General features: G+C 52.8%; 16 protein-coding genes. 9 read left to right on the top strand and 7 right to left on the bottom strand.

All coding sequences use genetic code 11. The annotated features are described in order from the left end of the window. Window positions 1-4: 4 nt before the first annotated feature. Window positions 5-922, bottom strand: a complete 918-nt coding sequence (locus tag GYMC10_RS26855) for a LysR family transcriptional regulator (RefSeq protein WP_015737406.1) — start codon at window positions 920-922, stop codon at window positions 5-7. Window positions 923-1,197: 275 nt separating this feature from the next. On the opposite strand from GYMC10_RS26855, the gene GYMC10_RS26850 reads away from it, so the two are divergent. The 5 genes from GYMC10_RS26850 (at window position 1,198) to GYMC10_RS26830 (ending at window position 6,243) form a co-directional block, all read left to right on the top strand. After that, entirely contained in the window at window positions 1,198-1,866 is a 669-nt protein-coding gene (locus tag GYMC10_RS26850) for a succinate dehydrogenase cytochrome b558 subunit (RefSeq protein ID WP_015737405.1), read from the top strand. 17 nt (window positions 1,867-1,883) lie between these two features. Next, the gene (gene sdhA, locus GYMC10_RS26845) at window positions 1,884-3,626 is read left to right on the top strand and encodes a succinate dehydrogenase flavoprotein subunit (protein WP_015737404.1); all 1,743 of its coding nucleotides are present in this window, start codon (window positions 1,884-1,886) and stop codon (window positions 3,624-3,626) included. 19 nt (window positions 3,627-3,645) lie between these two features. Continuing rightward, window positions 3,646-4,410, top strand: a complete 765-nt coding sequence (sdhB, locus tag GYMC10_RS26840; protein ID WP_015737403.1) for a succinate dehydrogenase iron-sulfur subunit — start codon at window positions 3,646-3,648, stop codon at window positions 4,408-4,410. Between the two features lie 132 nt (window positions 4,411-4,542). Continuing rightward, on the top strand, window positions 4,543-5,343 hold the full coding sequence (locus GYMC10_RS26835; RefSeq protein WP_015737402.1) for an aminoglycoside N(3)-acetyltransferase: 801 nt from the start codon (window positions 4,543-4,545) through the stop codon (window positions 5,341-5,343). Between the two features lie 213 nt (window positions 5,344-5,556). After that, window positions 5,557-6,243 carry a potassium channel family protein gene (locus tag GYMC10_RS26830; protein WP_015737401.1) on the top strand — a complete coding sequence of 229 codons (687 nt, stop codon included), beginning with the start codon at window positions 5,557-5,559 and terminating at the stop codon, window positions 6,241-6,243. A 74-nt stretch (window positions 6,244-6,317) separates the two neighbouring features. Here the strand turns inward: GYMC10_RS26830 and GYMC10_RS26825 are convergent, their stop codons facing one another. Next, the gene (locus GYMC10_RS26825; protein WP_015737400.1) at window positions 6,318-7,697 is read right to left on the bottom strand and encodes an aldehyde dehydrogenase; all 1,380 of its coding nucleotides are present in this window, start codon (window positions 7,695-7,697) and stop codon (window positions 6,318-6,320) included. Window positions 7,698-7,794: 97 nt separating this feature from the next. Between GYMC10_RS26825 and GYMC10_RS26820 the strand changes: the two genes are divergently transcribed. Next, a complete protein-coding gene (locus GYMC10_RS26820) occupies window positions 7,795-8,703 on the top strand; it encodes a metallophosphoesterase (RefSeq protein WP_015737399.1) in 909 nt (302 codons plus the stop codon). Between the two features lie 243 nt (window positions 8,704-8,946). Here GYMC10_RS26820 and GYMC10_RS26815 read toward each other — a convergent pair whose 3' ends face one another. Next, complete coding sequence (locus GYMC10_RS26815; RefSeq protein WP_015737398.1) at window positions 8,947-9,756, bottom strand: histidinol-phosphatase; 810 nt, start codon at window positions 9,754-9,756, stop codon at window positions 8,947-8,949. Between the two features lie 53 nt (window positions 9,757-9,809). Beyond that, window positions 9,810-10,712, bottom strand: a complete 903-nt coding sequence (locus tag GYMC10_RS26810) for a LysR family transcriptional regulator (protein ID WP_009593067.1) — start codon at window positions 10,710-10,712, stop codon at window positions 9,810-9,812. Between the two features lie 419 nt (window positions 10,713-11,131). Between GYMC10_RS26810 and GYMC10_RS26805 the strand changes: the two genes are divergently transcribed. Further along, a complete protein-coding gene (locus GYMC10_RS26805) occupies window positions 11,132-11,590 on the top strand; it encodes a chemotaxis protein CheX (protein ID WP_009593072.1) in 459 nt (152 codons plus the stop codon). 94 nt (window positions 11,591-11,684) lie between these two features. Further along, window positions 11,685-12,458, top strand: coding sequence for an SDR family oxidoreductase (locus tag GYMC10_RS26800; protein ID WP_313958358.1), 774 nt, complete (start codon window positions 11,685-11,687; stop codon window positions 12,456-12,458). Between the two features lie 12 nt (window positions 12,459-12,470). On the opposite strand, the gene GYMC10_RS26795 is transcribed toward GYMC10_RS26800, so the two are convergent. Continuing rightward, the gene (locus tag GYMC10_RS26795) at window positions 12,471-13,304 is read right to left on the bottom strand and encodes a nucleotidyltransferase domain-containing protein (RefSeq protein ID WP_015737396.1); all 834 of its coding nucleotides are present in this window, start codon (window positions 13,302-13,304) and stop codon (window positions 12,471-12,473) included. A 44-nt stretch (window positions 13,305-13,348) separates the two neighbouring features. Then, on the bottom strand, window positions 13,349-14,290 hold the full coding sequence (locus GYMC10_RS26790; protein WP_015737395.1) for a helix-turn-helix transcriptional regulator: 942 nt from the start codon (window positions 14,288-14,290) through the stop codon (window positions 13,349-13,351). 147 nt (window positions 14,291-14,437) lie between these two features. Between GYMC10_RS26790 and GYMC10_RS26785 the strand changes: the two genes are divergently transcribed. Beyond that, window positions 14,438-15,199, top strand: coding sequence for an alpha/beta fold hydrolase (locus GYMC10_RS26785; protein WP_015737394.1), 762 nt, complete (start codon window positions 14,438-14,440; stop codon window positions 15,197-15,199). On the opposite strand, the gene GYMC10_RS26780 is transcribed toward GYMC10_RS26785, so the two are convergent. Then, window positions 15,186-16,466, bottom strand: a complete 1,281-nt coding sequence (locus GYMC10_RS26780) for an adenylosuccinate synthase (RefSeq protein WP_015737393.1) — start codon at window positions 16,464-16,466, stop codon at window positions 15,186-15,188. The genes GYMC10_RS26785 and GYMC10_RS26780 overlap by 14 nt on opposite strands. Window positions 16,467-16,509 lie beyond the last annotated feature (43 nt).

The raw sequence follows: 16,509 nt of genomic DNA, 5'->3' as shown, positions 1-16,509 counted from the left end.
ATCGTCAGTTTTTTTTCGATTTATCTTCCTCCAGCTTGCGGAACAGGATCTCCGTTTCTTCGATCCAGCGGCTGGCCGCCTTGCTCAGCTCCGAGGCTTGACCGTAGATCAGCGAAGTCGTTCGCCGGGTTTCGATGAGTGCCGGAATATGAATGTCGACGAGCCCGTTATCGGACAGCAGCTGCGGCCTCAGATAGGATTTGGGCAGCAGTGCGGCCGCCTTGCAGGTCGGGATCAGCCTGACGATCGCTTCGAAGGAGTCGATCTCCATCCGGATATCGGGCATGATGCCCCAGCGGTGAAACAGATCGTCCGTCAGCTTGCGGTACCAGGTTCCGGTCGAAAATATGATCATCGGCAAGCCTTGAAGCTGTTCGATGCCCACATCCTCGATTTCCGCCAGCGGATGTGAAGACGGGATGACAAGCTCCAGGTGGTCATCGAACAGCGGGATGCAGTTCAAGCCCGGCTGGTTGATGGATGAAGCAACAATGCCGACATCCACCCGTTTATCCCTTACATAAGACACGATTTCGTGGGTCTTGCCGGTGATGAGCTTGATTTCGGCTGACGGATGACGTTCCATGAAGGCATTGACCAGCGGGGGCAGGGTGGTCTGCAGCGTGGTCAGACTGGCGCCCAGGTTAATCGAGATTTGGTCCCCTTCCCGGTAATGGGCCAAGGTCTGCAAGAATTTGATCTGCTGCTGGCGCTGCTCCAGGGCGAAGGTATACACAATCTGCCCGATGGAGGTAAGCTCCAGCCTTTTGCCGCGGCGGTTGAACAGCTGCAGTCCGAGCTGGTCCTCCAGTTTGGCTATTTTTCGGGACAGGGCCGGCTGTGACAGGTTGAGCAGCTTGGAGGCTTGATTGATGCTGGATTGCTCCACGACGACGGCGAACACGTCCAGTTCTTCGAACATGGAAATCCTCCTATTAAAATAGACATGCGTGCAAAACGTTGCTTATGCGTATAGATTATAACGATTAATAATTATATTGCAATTCCATTATAAGAAAAAAAGGAGTAACATGAAACATGACACAAGTTGTTCACACGATTGCTGAAATAGGCAACTTTTTGTCGTTGCAAGGCTTTTTGAACAACCTCTTTTAGGGCAGGGGAAGTGTAATTGTTCTGAAAATAGGAAAGATTGAAAATGAAAACGCTGTACATTGGAAAGGGGAACGTCAACTGATGAAAGGGTATTATTCCAGAAAGCTGCATTCTTTGCTCGGTGTCATACCGCTTGGGGCATTTTTGCTCAGCCATATGATTTCCAACTTTAAGGCTTTCGAGGGTGGAAAGGAAGGCTTCGCGAGCGCGGTGCATTTTTTGAACAGCATGCCGCTGATTTTTTTCCTGGAGCTGTTCCTGATCTGGCTGCCATTGCTATATCACGGCGTCTACGGGTTATACATCGCTTACCAGGCGAATAACAACGTGGGCAACTACAACTATGAACGGAACATCCGCTTCACCATCCAACGGATCACCGGCGTTATTACGTTCGTTTTTGTCATCTGGCATATGTACGATACGCGCTTCCAAATCATGATCGGCAAAATCACGCATGACGATTTGGGCGCCACGATGCACGGCATCATGAACAATCCGGTTCTGTTTATTCTGTACGTCATCGGCGTTGTTTCCGCTACCTTCCACTTCGCTAACGGCCTGTGGGCGTTCCTCGTCAGCTGGGGCATCACCGTCGGTCCGCGCGCGCAGAAGGTATCCACTTACATCTGCATGGGCTTGTTCGTATTGATGAGCGTGCTGTTCGTTCTTGCCATGACAGCATTCCGCGGTTCCGAATTCCAGGCGGCGACGGCAGCGATCGATGTAGTTAAGACAGTCTTAAGTTAAAGGGGAGTGAACGAAAAATGGCATCTAATATTATCGTAGTGGGCGGCGGCCTCGCCGGGCTGATGGCAACCATCAAAGCGGCGGAAGCAGGCGCTCACGTTCATCTATTCTCGCTTGTACCCGTTAAACGCTCTCACTCCGTGTGCGCGCAAGGCGGCATCAATGGAGCCGTAAATACGAAAGGTGAAGGTGACTCTCCTTGGGAACACTTTGACGATACCGTTTACGGCGGCGACTTCCTTGCGAATCAGCCTCCGGTCAAAGCGATGTGCGAGGCGGCGCCGGGCATCATCCACTTGATGGACCGCATGGGCGTTATGTTTAACCGCACGCCGGAAGGCCTGCTCGATTTCCGCCGCTTCGGCGGAACGAAGCGCCACCGTACCGCGTTTGCCGGCGCGACCACCGGCCAGCAGCTGCTGTACGCGCTTGACGAGCAGGTTCGCCGCTGGGAAACCGCGGGTCTTGTGACCAAATACGAGAACTGGGAGTTCCTGAATGCGGTCATCGACGACGAAGGCGTATGCCGCGGTATTGCCGCCCAGGATCTGCGCTCGATGGAGATCAAGTCGTTCAAGGCTGAAGCCGTCATTCTCGCCAGCGGCGGTCCCGGCATTATTTTCGGAAAAACAACCAACTCGGTGATCAATACGGGAACAGCGGCTAGTGCCGTGTATCAGCAAGGCGTTCATTATGCGAACGGCGAGTTCATCCAGATTCACCCGACGGCCATTCCGGGCGACGACAAGCTCCGCTTGATGTCCGAGTCGGCACGCGGCGAAGGCGGACGGATTTGGACCTATAAAGACGGCAAGCCTTGGTATTTCCTCGAAGAGAAATACCCTGCTTACGGAAACCTGGTGCCGCGCGATATCGCTACGCGCGAAATCTTCTCCGTCTGCGTTGATATGGGACTCGGCATCAACGGCGAGAACATGGTTTACCTGGACCTCTCCCATAAGGATCCGAAAGAGCTGGACGTCAAGCTCGGCGGCATCATCGAAATCTATGAGAAATTCATGGGCGACGATCCGCGCAAAATCCCGATGAAAATCTTCCCGGCAGTCCATTACTCCATGGGCGGCATGTGGGTCGATTACAACCAAATGACCAACATTCCTGGGCTGTTCGCAGCCGGCGAATGCGAGTATCAATATCACGGCGCGAACCGTCTGGGAGCCAACTCCCTGGTATCCGCCATTTACGGCGGCATGGTGGCCGGACCGAAAGCGATCGAATACGTCAAAGGACTGAAGAAATCCGCAGAGGATGTATCCTCCACGGTATTTGACCGCGCAGCGAAAGAGCAAACCACCAAGTACGAAGGCCTGCTCAAGATGGAAGGAACCGAGAATGCTTACGTGATCCATAAAGAGCTCGGTGAATGGATGACCAACAACATGACGGTTGTTCGTTACAATGACAAGCTTGAAGCAACCATCGGCAAAATCAAGGAATTGAAGCAGCGTTACCGCAATATCAATATGACGGATACCTCCCGCTGGAACAACCAGGGCGTGGCGTTCACGCGTCAGCTGTGGAACATGCTGGAGCTGTCCGAGGCCATGACGCTGGGTGCGCTTCTCCGGAACGAAAGCAGGGGCGCTCACTACAAGCCGGAATTCCCGGATCGTAACGATGAAGACTTCCTCAAGACAACCAAAGCAACCTGGACGCCGGATGGACCACAGATTTCATATGAAGAAGTGGATGTTTCCTTAATCCCGCCGCGGATTCGCGACTATTCGAAAGACAAGTAAGAAGGAAGGGGGATTTACGATGTCTCAAACGGCAGCTGCCTCAAAGAGCGTTAAATTTATCATTACACGTCAGGACAATCCGGAGACGAATTCCTATACCGAGGAATTCGAAATTCCGTACCGTCCCGGCATGAACGTCATTAGTGCGCTGATGGAAATTCAGCGCAATCCCAAAAATGCGCAGGGCCAAACCACCGCCCCCGTATGCTGGGACTCCAACTGCCTGGAAGAAGTGTGCGGAGCTTGCTCCATGGTCATCAACGGGAAGCCGCGCCAAGCATGCGCGGCCTTGATCGATAAGCTGGAGCAGCCGATTCGGATTCAGCCGATGAAGACGTTCCCGGTCGTGAGAGACTTGGTGATCGACCGCAGCCGCATGTTCACGGCCCTCAAGCGCGTGAAAGCGTGGATTCCGATCGACGGCACCTATGACCTTGGTCCCGGCCCCAAAATGGCGGAGAAGAAGCGTCAGTGGGCTTACGAGCTGTCCAAATGCATGACCTGCGGCGTATGCCTGGAGGCTTGCCCGAACGTCAACGAAAAAACGGACTTTATCGGACCGGCCGCGATCTCCCAGGTTCGCTTGTTCAATGCTCACCCGACAGGCGAGATGAACAAGGAGGAGCGTTTGGAAGCGCTGATGCAGGACGGAGGCATCGAGGGCTGCGGCAACTCGCAGAACTGCGTGCGTTCTTGTCCGAAGGGCATTCCGCTGACAACGTCCATTGCGGAAATGAACAAGGATACGACCAAACACCTGTTTAAGCGCTGGCTTGGCGTTTAATCGGTTAACTTCAATACCAAGGCGTCTGACCGGGGCATGGGCTTCGGTACAGGCGCTTTTTGTTGTGTGCTATAATTTATGTGTTTTTTTTATAGGATAGGAAATCTTCGAATTGAATCTGAGGTGAGTCACTTGATCATAGAAAGACCGATTACGATAAAGGATATTAGCGATGATTTGGCCGCTTTGGGCGTCCGGAAGGGCATGACCTTGCTCGTCCATTCTTCGCTCAAGAGTGTGGGCGGGTGGATCGTCGGCGGTCCGGAGGCCGTCATACTGGCACTCGAAGACGTGCTGGGGGAAGAAGGGACGCTGGTGATGCCGACCCAATCCGCGAACTTAACCGATCCAAAGACATGGGGAAATCCGCCGGCCGATCCAAAATGGTGGAATCTGATTCGCGAGGGCATGCCGCCCTATGATCCGGATCTGACGGTCACTTCGGGGATGGGGATCATTCCGGAAGTGTTCCGTAAACAAGAAGGGGTTATCCGAAGCGCTCATCCGCATGTGTCGTTTGCGGCACGCGGCAGGGAGGCCAGGGCCCTAATGCAATCCCATCCGCTGGACCATAGCTTAGGCGAAGCTTCTCCGCTGGCACGCTTGTATGAGGCGGGCGCGTACGTGCTTATTCTGGGCAGTGGTTATGGCAACAATACGTCGTTCCACCTCAGCGAATACCGCGCGAATTGGAAGGGCAAGGAGGCGGTCACCGCCCACGCGCCAGTCCGCAGGGTGCAGGGAGTGACAGTGTGGGAGGCGTTTCAGGATATCAACTATCATTCGGACGACTTCGAGGCATTGGGGGCTTCGTTCGAAGCGCAGTGCCCCGATGCGTATATCCATGGACGCGTAGGAAAGGCCGACTGCATATTGGCTGAACAGCGGGCCATGGTGGATTATGCCGTGTCGTGGATGGAGAAGAACCGTTAAATGTTAGCGGCGCATCGCACAAGCTTTCGGAATTACCGCAGGCGTGTGTTGGAGCCGACGCAGCGCAAGATATCCAGACTTCGACCAGGACTAAAGTCAGCTCTTGCCAGCTGCCAAGCTGCCAATGACCTCCAGGTGCAGAGGTGCCGTTTCGAGGGTAATAGGACGTAATGGCACGGCCTGCAGGTTGCGGGCCTCAAGGAGGGACTAGAGATGTCTTGGTGGATGTGGCTGCTCAATTTGGCGGGCTTGCTGTCGTTGATCTATCTGTTTTACAGCATGGACAAGAAGTGGTCCAGCAGGCCTTTGCTGTTGGCGCCGCTGCTCATTTATGTCCTGATATCGGTCGAGGATTTGCTCGGCTGGATTGATCTCATGCATGTCGTACCCGGCGAAGGTGGCATGCGGGCCTTGATCCTGCTGTTTTCATTATGTTCCGTTATTTTCTATGTGCTGTATATCTTCGATAAGATTGCAGACTCTGTCCATCAGCATGTCGATATGAAAACGACCCTGGTTCGGATCAGCATGGCGGCGGGGATGTGCATTCTATTTTTCACGGTGGTGTATATGTCGATTTATAAGCTGTTCGGAGGCGTTTCCTTCGAAGGCGAGAACCTCGGTCAGGATTTGCTGAGCCAGTTCATTACCTTCCTGTATTTCAGCATGGCGACGTTTGTCACGGTCGGGTATGGCGATGTAGCCCCTGTCGATAATACGTCCCGGCTTGTCGTGGTGCTGGAGATTGCTTTCAGCTTCGTTACCGTTGCTTATGCGCTGTCCATGCTGGGGACGCTGCGCCGGATCTTTAAGCCCGGCGACGACGGACTGGAGACGGAAGGCGGCGAAGTGAAGACAAAGGGCAATATGCCGCATCGCAGAAAACATTCATCCAAGTGAAACAGGCGCGCCGACAACGGTGCGCCTTTATTAGTTATAGCTAACGGGGCAGGAAAGCGAAGGCTGGATGAAAGCTAAGGCTTCATCAGCTTTTTTAAAATGCCCAGCCCGTTCTTGGAAGGATAACGGAATTTAAAATCAAACCGGTTGGTTTGCTTAAGCACGCTTTTTCTATGGGAGAACGAATGGAAGCTGTATTCCCCGTGATACGAGCCGATCCCGCTCTCCCCGACGCCTCCGAACGGAAGGAAGGGGGTTGCCAGGTGCATCAGCGTGTCGTTGACGCAACCCCCGCCAAAAGAAACCGAGGAGAGCACGTAATCCTGTACATCTTCATTCTCGGTAAACAGGTAAAGCGCGAGCGGTTTGGGACGGGCTTGAATCGCTTGGACCGCCTCGTGCAGATCCTCATAAGTCAGGATCGGACACAGCGGGCCGAAGATTTCTTCCTCCATGATCGGCATATCCCAGGTGATATCGTCCAGCACGGCGGGCTCGATGAGCAATTTATCCCGCGACGTGCCCCCGCCGTGGCGGAGGGTTCCGTTGTCCAGAAAGTTGGAAAGCCGGTCAAAATGCTTCTCCGAAACGATGCGCCCATAATCGGGATTGGTTAACGGGTTCTCGCCGTAGAATGAAGTGATGGCATCTTTCAGGTGCGCGATGAACTTCTCTTTCACCTTGCTGTGCACGAGCACATAATCGGGAGCGACGCACGTCTGGCCTGCATTCGTAAACTTGCCGAATGCGATACGCGAAGCCGCCAGGGCAAGGGGCGCATCCTCGTGGACGATGCAAGGGCTCTTGCCCCCCAGCTCCAGCGTTACCGGTGTCAGCTGCTTGGCGGCGGCTTCCATGACGATTTTGCCGACGTGGGTGCTGCCGGTAAAAAAGACATAATCCAAAGGCTGCTCCAGCAGGCTCGTGCTAACCTCGGGTCCTCCCTCTACAGAAACCACGTATTCCGGCTCAAACGTCTCTTCCATGATGGCCGTAAGGAGTGCGGATACATTAGGCGTCAGTTCGGATGGCTTCACAATGGCCGTGTTTCCGGCGGCCAAGGCTCCGATCAGCGGAGAGATGGCCAGCTGCCAAGGATAATTCCAGGGAGCGATAATCAGAACCGTCCCATAGGGCTCAGGATAGACCATTCCCTTGCTGCCCACATGCGTGAGCGCGGTTTTGACGCGCTGCGGCTTGGCCCAGCGCTTCAAATTCTTTATGATAAAGGAGAGCTCTTTGTAGACGATTCCGATCTCGGTCGTGAAGGCTTCCTGTTCACTCTTGTTCAGGTCCCTGCGCAGCGCCTCCATGATATCGTTCTCTCTGGCAATCAGGATTTGGCGCAGCTTGGTCAGCTGCTGGAGACGGAAATCCACTTCCTTGGTGATGTCTTTATGAAAAAAATGCCGCTGTGCCGAAACTATGGCTGCGATCGAATCGTTAACAGTCATACATAAACCCCTTTCTCTTGTTATTTCATGTATATGAATAAACATAAGAGCGTTAATACTTGAATTCTTTCATTATTATATAGGAGGATGTCCCCCTATGAGAAATCTATCCTCGGAGATGCCCCAGGGTACAGCCGGCGGCGAGGCGAAGCGAGAACTTAAACAGAAGAGGATGTCGCGCCGCCGATTTCTGAAGATCGGCGTTTCCGTCTTGGCCGCAGCTGGCCTTGCGGGCGGTGCTTATGCGTCGTTATGGGAGCCTCGTCAATTGGATATTACGAGACACACGCTAACGTTTCCTTCGCTGCCCAAGGCTTTTGATGGCATGAAGATCGTCCAGTTTAGCGATTTGCACCTGGGCTTTCATGCAGGGGCGGACAACGCGGCTCGTGTGGTGCAAGCCATTCATCATGAAAAACCGGATATGATCTGTTTTACGGGAGATATGGTGGACGGCAATGCGGAAGATATGAGGGCTGCCATTCAACCGCTCGCTCAGCTGAAAGCCCCGTTAGGCTTATTCTCTATATTAGGCAACCATGATTACGGGGACGTGAAGAAGCTGATTGCTCTGGAGGAGGAGGCCGGGTTTCAGGTGCTGCGCAACGACGCCGTGAAGCTTAGGCGGGAGGGTGCCGTCTTCGCCGTTGCGGGCTTGGACGATGGCATCTGGGGAACGCCGGATCCGGAAGCTGCCATTCGGGATCTGCCTGAAGGCATGTTCAAGCTGCTGCTGATGCACGAGCCGGATTATGCAGATACTGTGGCAGTCTATCCCTTTCATCTTCAGCTATCCGGACACAGCCACGGAGGACAGATCCGCCTGCCTTGGATGGGCGAGGTGATCACGCCGCCTGGAGCCAAACGTTACGTGCAGGGCCTGTACACCGTGGGTTCCCAAGGCATGCAGCTCTATGTAAACAGGGGAATCGGCACGACGCATCTGCCTTTTCGTTTCCTATGCAAGCCGGAGCTTACCGTGCTTACGCTGCGGTCCATGGTTTAAGCGAAAGCGGGATATGTAATCTGATATGTAATCTGAAAATTTCAAGTTGAAAGGATCACTAGGAATTTGTTACACAATTGAAATATACCTGTTATCAAACTCTAACAGCCGCGGGTTAAACTTATCACATGACCCCCTTTTGAGAATATATATTATGTTTCGGACCCGGTAACGGGTCCACTTTTTTTGCCCATTTTGCCGCCAATACCCATGTAAATGCAAAAAAACAGAAGGAGTACCCCGTTAAAGAGGTACGGGCACCTTCTGTTTTTGTTCGAAATAGACCCATTCCGTGTATCCGATTTCCTTAAGCACCTTGGCCACTTCGTCAAATTCATCTCCGACCCGGGACGGTTTGTGGGCATCGGAGCCGAAGGTGACCTCGACGCCATGATGGTGCGCTACTTCCAATATGGCGTTCGACGGATACCAGCCGCCGCACAGCTTGGTTTTGCCGGACGTATTGATTTCGATGGCAAGGCCCGATTCCGCAATGACTTTCAGTGTTTCCTCAATCGCTTCATCGGCTTTGATCTCGGAGAATAGCGGATAATTGCCCTTCATAGCATCCATATGGGCAATGATCTGGAACATTCCACTTCGGGCGGATTGGCGGATCAGATTGAAGTATTCCTCTTTATCCGCAACCTGCTGCTGAGGCGTCAGCTTCTTCCAGCGGTTCTTGTTGAAGATGCTGACATCCCTGACGTGATGGATGGAGCCGATGATGTAGTCAAAAGGATAGGCCGATAACGCCTGCTGGTAAACCTGGGCATGGTTCGGGAAATAATCGGATTCGATGCCCAGCAGGACCTTGATTTTCCCCTCATATTCCCGCTTTAAGTCCAGAACCTCTTGCACGTAGGCCGCAAAGTCCGCTTTCCCCATGGAGATGGCCGGGAAGGGCTGTTCTTCCGGGCTTCCAAAGTATGGCGTATGGTCGGAGATCCCGATGACCTTTAAATCTGCTGCGATCGCAGCCTCGATGTAATCCCGGATATTGCCGTCGGCGTGGCCGCAGCGAAAGTGATGGGTATGCAGATCGAATTTCATATTGACCTCCTTCATGTCGCTTGATTGGTTATGGTTCTATGGGACGGTCGGCATTATTCACTGCTGATGAATTGGGTCTCGGGCATGCCCTTCAGATCACTAAGGAATTGGCGCATGGCCGAGCTGACATAACGCCCGCTCTTATAGATTACGCCGACAGGGTGGCTGACTTCAAGCTCGCTTAGGGGAACGATCTGCAGGGTGCCGTTGCGCAGCTCCGTCGCGACGGACTGCTTCGAAATAATCGCTGCGCCCAGATTGATCTCGACCATCCGCTTGATTTCTTCGCTGCTGGACAGTTCCATGACTACCTGAGGATCGACGCCGTGCTTCTTCATGACTTCATCGGCGAAGCGGCGGCCGACGGTGTCGCGCGTTAGCAAAATAAGGGGGGTTCCGGCCAGCACATCCATGTTGGCCGTGGAAAGCTTGGCCAGCGGATGCTGGGGTGATACGACCAGCTCAAAGGTATCGTAATACAGAACGGATGTGCTTAAGTTGGGATTGCGCTCGATCAGATAGCCGATTCCGATGTCGATGAGCCCGTTCTCCACGCTGTGGTAGATTTGGGAAGAGGCCATGGATTGAATGGTTGTTTTTATGTGAGGGAATTGATCCTGGAAGTAGGAAAGTACCCGCGGCAGGATCTGAATCGCTATGGAAGTGGTTGTGCCCAGCTGGATATGACCCTGGGGGGTTTGATCAAGGTCGGACAGCCGCTGCTTCAACTCATCCACGATGCCGAGGATCTGCTCGGCATGATCCACGAAGACCTGGCCCCGGTCCGTTAACGTCACGGGTTGGCTCCGGTCCACCAGCACCGTCTTAAATTCTTCTTCCAGGCTCTTGATCTGGGCGGATACCGCCGGTTGTGTCAGATTAAGAAGCTCTCCCGCTTTGCGAAAGCTCATCGTTTTGGAGATGGTAATAAGCGTTTCCAATTGGCTGATGTTCATAGCCTTCCTCCTTCTTGATATATTCTTCCGCTCATCTATCGCGTGCAACCTGTATGTTATAAATTATAGGTTATTCTCCCCGGTGGAGCAACGAAGGGAGCAAACCGGATGGTTTTCGGCCGAAAAAGATGAAAAACATTTTTATTTTCATTTTAATTATTATTAAAAGATGGGGAAACCATCCGATAATAGTAAAGTAGACATAGAAAAAAGGTGAGACCTAAGGCCCGTTTAAGCGAAAGGAATATCTTCGTACTAAAGCGTTTCAAGCGATAGCTGACATTGTAAGACAGTGGTCGGAATGAGTGCTGTCGCTATTTTGTGATGATTTATTACAAGGTATCCATTATAATGTTTAAATATATAGGTGGGACTTTGGGACCCTGACCAACAACCCAGTGAAAGGGGCGTAATGAGGAATGAAAGCGGAAGTCATCAATCCTTTTTTAGAGTCCGCACGACACGTTATCGAACAAGTCATACAGGTTTCACCCTCCACGGGGAATCTTGGGGTCAAAGAGATCGGATATATGGAGAATCATATCTGGATCCAAATCGGCATGACAGGCCAAATGAACGGTGACATCGTATTTGGAATTCAGGAGCAGGTAGCGCTGCAGATGGTATCGGTGATGATGGGCGGCTATGTCATTACCGAAATGGATGAGATGGGGCAAAGCGCGATTTCAGAGCTCGGCAACATGATCAGCGGCAATGCCAGCACCATTTTATCGAACCAGGGCGTCAGCGTGGATATCACACCTCCCAAGGTAATGAAGTCGGATAGCACCTCTAGTCTTATTCAGAAGAAGGCGCTATGTATTCCGCTTCGAATGGAAGGAATCGGAGAGCTGGATATTCAAGTCATGATTTCATAAAATAGGAGTAATGAACCCAATTCCGTGCGTAAAGCTGCTCTATGGATATTTTAGAATGGAGGGCTGCGCCGGTGAGGAAAGGGATAATGAAATCATGCTGAATCATAAAGTTGTAGTTGTTACGGGAGCATCCAGCGGAATCGGTGCCTTGATCGCGGAGAAGCTCTCCGCTCAGGGGGCTTACGTTGTTCTGTGCGCCCGTTCGGCCGATCGTCTGCAGGAGGTAGGTGCGCGTTTATCCGGTCCCCACGAGCTGGCAACCATGGATGTTCAGAACTCTGATCAGGTATCGTCTGTCATGGAGGCCGTATTTCATCGGCACGGCAGAATCGATGTGCTGATTAACAACGCCGGATACGGCAAGTTTGAAAGTATTATGGACATGCCACAGGAAGAGTTTCAGGATATGATGGACGTCAACTATATGGGCATTGTACGCTGTACGCAAGCGGTGCTGCCGGGCATGCTGAAGCAAGGGGACGGTCAAATCGTCAACATTGCATCCATGGCGGGGAAGATCGGAACGGCCAAATCCACGGCTTATTCGGCTACCAAGCATGCCGTGCTAGGGTTCAGCAATTCACTCCGCCAGGAGCTGCGGAACACGGGCATAACCGTATCGACCGTAAACCCCGGGCCGATCGATACGCCGTTCTTTTCCTTGGCCGATCCGACCGGCGGGTATGTCAAGAATGTAAGCTGGTTCATGATGAAGGCGGATTATGTTGCGGATCAGGTAGTAAAGCTGGTTCATAAACGCAAGGAAGAACTGAATCTTCCGAGACTGGCCTCCTTTGGCATAAGGCTGTATCAGCTGTTTCCGCGGTTTGCAGACCGTGTGTCTTACAAATGGATGAATAAGAAATGAGGACTATGCGCGCTACAAAGCTTCCGTTTCAGCTATAAGGTCCTGAAGCAGCGCAGTGGCTTGTTTTGTTTTTTCTGTATCCGATGAGAGCAGCGTGATCACTTGGTCCAGGCGTTCCTTGTAATTCGCCGGTTTGCGGGAGAAGGTCTCGATCATGGCCACCGCACGCTTCTCATTGATACAGTACATTTCATTTTTGGCAAAGAGCACTTGGTTCAAGCACGAAATGGAGCGGAAGCAGTGACCTGTAACATACGTGATGTCATCGCTGGAAGCCGTTTTATTCGCCAACATCAAAGAGAAAGATGCCTCGAAAGTGAAATAGCCGATCATCGCATCCTGCAGAGGCTTCGGATAGGGAGACGTTTTGGCTTTCAGAGTCTGTATGCGGTTATCCGAGTCCCATAATATGCGGCAGATCGCAATTTCCCCCATGTACATTACATTCAGATAGGCATGCGGATGTCCGGTTTGGTAATGCGCGGACACCTTTCCTGCCGAACAGTCGTCGATGATGCTAGACACGCGGTGCACATCCCGGAATAAGAAATCCACATGATACCCCTCGATCACTAACCATCCGCCCCCGTTAACCCAGGCTCCCCATTCGCCCAATGAAGTGATAATCCCGTCCCGATGCTCATCATCTAATTTCTTCGCGATTTTGGCGATGTCCTCCACCTTGAAACCTTGGGCTTCATCATAATAAATGCCGATATCGATATCGGAATCCGGTCTGGCGGTTCCTTTGGCCCTGGATCCCCCGAGAACGACTCCTGTAACGCCGGGTACCCCGCGAAGCTCTTCCGTTATCCGCTCAATTAAGTGATCCACTTGTGAAGTCATGCATATTCTCTCCTTCATTTCTCCCAACTGGGATTGAGTTGTCCTTATGTATACCTTAATCTCATGGATTCAATTTTCTCCCGGGTCCATTGAACCGCTTCGGCTGGCGAGGTGATGACTGCCTCCTCTCCGAGACGCCACACATAGTCCGCATAAAAGTTGACGTCGGTTGCCGGTATTTCAAGCCGAACGACGCCGCTGCCGTCCGTGTTCCGATGGATATGGGGACCGAGCCGTGTATCCGTCTCAAGCAGCCAGACCCCTTTGGAAGTTAATTCTACCTCAAAAAACTTCATCTCGACATCCCCGATCCCGGGCATGTCCTGCAGCGTTTGGCTCGCGATATCTTCACGGATCGATAAGGATTCATTGGGGCTGGCCGCCGTCATCCGGTCTACCCTGAATTGCCTGATGTCCTCTTGCGTAAAACAGTAGGCGGGACAATACCAGTACCCCGAGCTTGCATACAGCCCGATCGGCTGAATATGCCGCTGGCTGCTTCCGGCGGAAGAACGATAGGAGATCGTGACCGCTTGCCGGACCATGACGGCTTGCATTAACGTTTGTAAAATATCGGCCGACATCGGCCGGAACGGGCTGTGAATCATGACGCGATCCTTAAGACGTTCGATTTGCTCCTTAATATCTGCCGGCAAGTAATGATAGAACTTATGGAGCGCCGTGGCGGCTCCCTCACCGAAGGGCAGCGTACTGAAGTAGCTCAGGGATTGGCAGGCAAAAAAGACGGCAATCGCTTCGCTTTCCGTGAAACTGATCGGTGGCAGCATCCGTTCCTGCAGCAATCTGTAGCCGCCGCCTCGTCCTTGCACAGAGTAAATGGGGACGCCGAGCCCGCTCAGCTCATCCAGATCTCTTGATATCGTTCGAACGGAGAGTCCGAATTCGTCGGCCAGCTCTCTTACGGTAAACGACTTTTTTGCATTGATCATCATCATTAATTGAATCAGGCGCTGCGATTTCTGCATTACGAACCCCCAGTCTCTTGATTATTTATTTTATCTTATTCTCTAAATAAGACAACATTTGTCTTATTTAACGGATATGATGTTCTCAAGCAGCAAGGGTTCCATTGAATCCTTGGAACAGAGGTACATTATGAAAGGGGAATATGCATGACTAAACAACAAAAAATGATGCAGGAAGAACTGGGGTTTGTTTTTTTACATGGGGCCGGAATGAACGGAGGCGTGTGGGATATCGTTGCGGAAGGACTGGGCTATCCGTGTTTGAAGGTTGATTACCCGTCGCGGGAAGAGGCTGCAGGGATGCCCGGGCATCATTTGACGCTGGAGGATTATGTAACCCATATGGCGGAGCAGGTGAGAAGATGGGATACGGACAAGTTCGTCCTTGTGGCGCATTCCCTGGGCGGGGTGTTGGCCATGGAGCTGGCTGCCAGGTTATCCGAACGGGTAGCCGGATTCGTTGCCATCGGTGCCGCCATACCTAAGAGCGGCGGTTCGTTTGTTTCGGCGCTTCCGTTTCCCCAGAGGATCATCATGCCGGTTTTATTAAAAATGGCCGGAACGAAGCCGCCTGAATCCGTGATCCGCAAGGGGCTGTGCAGCGATTTGCCGGAGGAGCAGGCCTCCCGCATCGCAGCAGAGTTCATCCCGGAATCCCGTAGGGTCTATACGGATCGCGTTCAAGCATCCGCACCCCAAGTGCCTAAGCTTTACGTGAAGCTCACCCAAGACAAGGAGTTCGGAGAATCCTTGCAAGAGCGCATGGCAGCCAATCTGTCGGCGGACAGGGTGGAGAGCCTCAGCACCGGCCATCTGCCGATGCTGAGCGATCCCCTTGGTGTCCGGCGGATTCTGGAAGGCTTCGTTGGCCAAGTGAAAACAAGCCGTGAATCAGCTATCTCATCATAATCTGATCCCGTCTCGGGCCGACGGAGATCGTCTTGACGGGTACGCCAATGGACGATTCAATAAACTGCACGTATCGCTGCGCGGCTTCCGGGAGCTCGTCGAAGGAGCGGATGTGCGACAGGTCGCATTTCCAGCCCTTCAGCGTTCGCAGGACAGGCTTTGCGGAATGCAGATCGGCCGTTACCGGAAAATGGTCAATGATGCTTCCATCCTCTAATTCATAGCCGACGCATACCGGAATGTCATCCAGATACCCCAGTACGTCAAGGTTGGTGAGAACGGCTTCGGTAGCTCCCTGAATCATGCAGCCGTAACGGGTGGCTACCGTATCAAACCATCCCATTCGTCTTGGCCGGCCGGTCGTAACTCCGTATTCGCCTGCATCGCCGCCAAGGCGGCGGAGTTCATCCGCCTCATCCCCATGCAGTTCGGTCACGAAGGGGCCTGCGCCGACGCAGCTTGAGTATGCTTTAACAACGGCAATGACTTGGCTGATAGCGTACGGCGGAAGTCCTGCCCCGACCGGTGCATAGCCTGCCATCGTGGAGGAGGAGGTGGAAAACGGGTAGATCCCGTGATCCGGGTCGCGCAGGGCTCCTAACTGGCCCTCCACAAGGATCGGATCGCCTTTCATATAAGCTTGCTGCAGCAGCGTGGTCGTATCCTGAATATACGGGGACAGGAACTGGAAGGGCTCCAATAGCTGCTTGACCATCTCATCAACGTTCAGCGGGTCCCTTCCGTAAAGATGCTGCAGCTGCACATTCTTGATGTCAAGCATCTGCTCGAGCCGTTCACGAAGCCGATCGGGGTGTAACAGATCAGCGACCTGAATGCCCAGCTTGGCATATTTATCCGCGTAGAAGGGCGCGATTCCGCGTTTCGTGGAACCGAATCCCCGGGCGCCGAGCCGTTCTTCCTCGAGTTCATCCAGCAGCCGATGAATGGGAAGCACGACCTGGGCGCGCTCGGATATAAACAGCTTCGGAGCGGGAACGTGTCTGGCTTCCAGTTCCTGAAGCTCCCCGATCAAAACCTCCATATCCAAAGCCGTTCCCGGACCGATGATATTCGTTACGTTTGGATAGAATACACCCGATGGCAGCATATGCAGCGAAAATTTCCCGTAATCGTTGATAATGGTATGCCCCGCGTTACTCCCTCCCTGAAATCGAACGACATACGACGATTGCGCCGCAAGAACATCCGTCATTTTACCTTTGCCTTCATCTCCCCAATTGGCTCCTACAATGGCTGTGACTGTCAAAACATGTTCGCCTCCTACGATCATTTTCTTGTACATGGCTCAT

Source organism: Paenibacillus sp. Y412MC10 (genome assembly GCF_000024685.1).
In the GTDB taxonomy this organism is placed as follows: domain Bacteria; phylum Bacillota; class Bacilli; order Paenibacillales; family Paenibacillaceae; genus Paenibacillus_AQ; species Paenibacillus_AQ lautus_A.
Note: the sequence above shows the minus strand (reverse complement) of the source record. Positions and strands in the feature narration are given on the sequence as shown.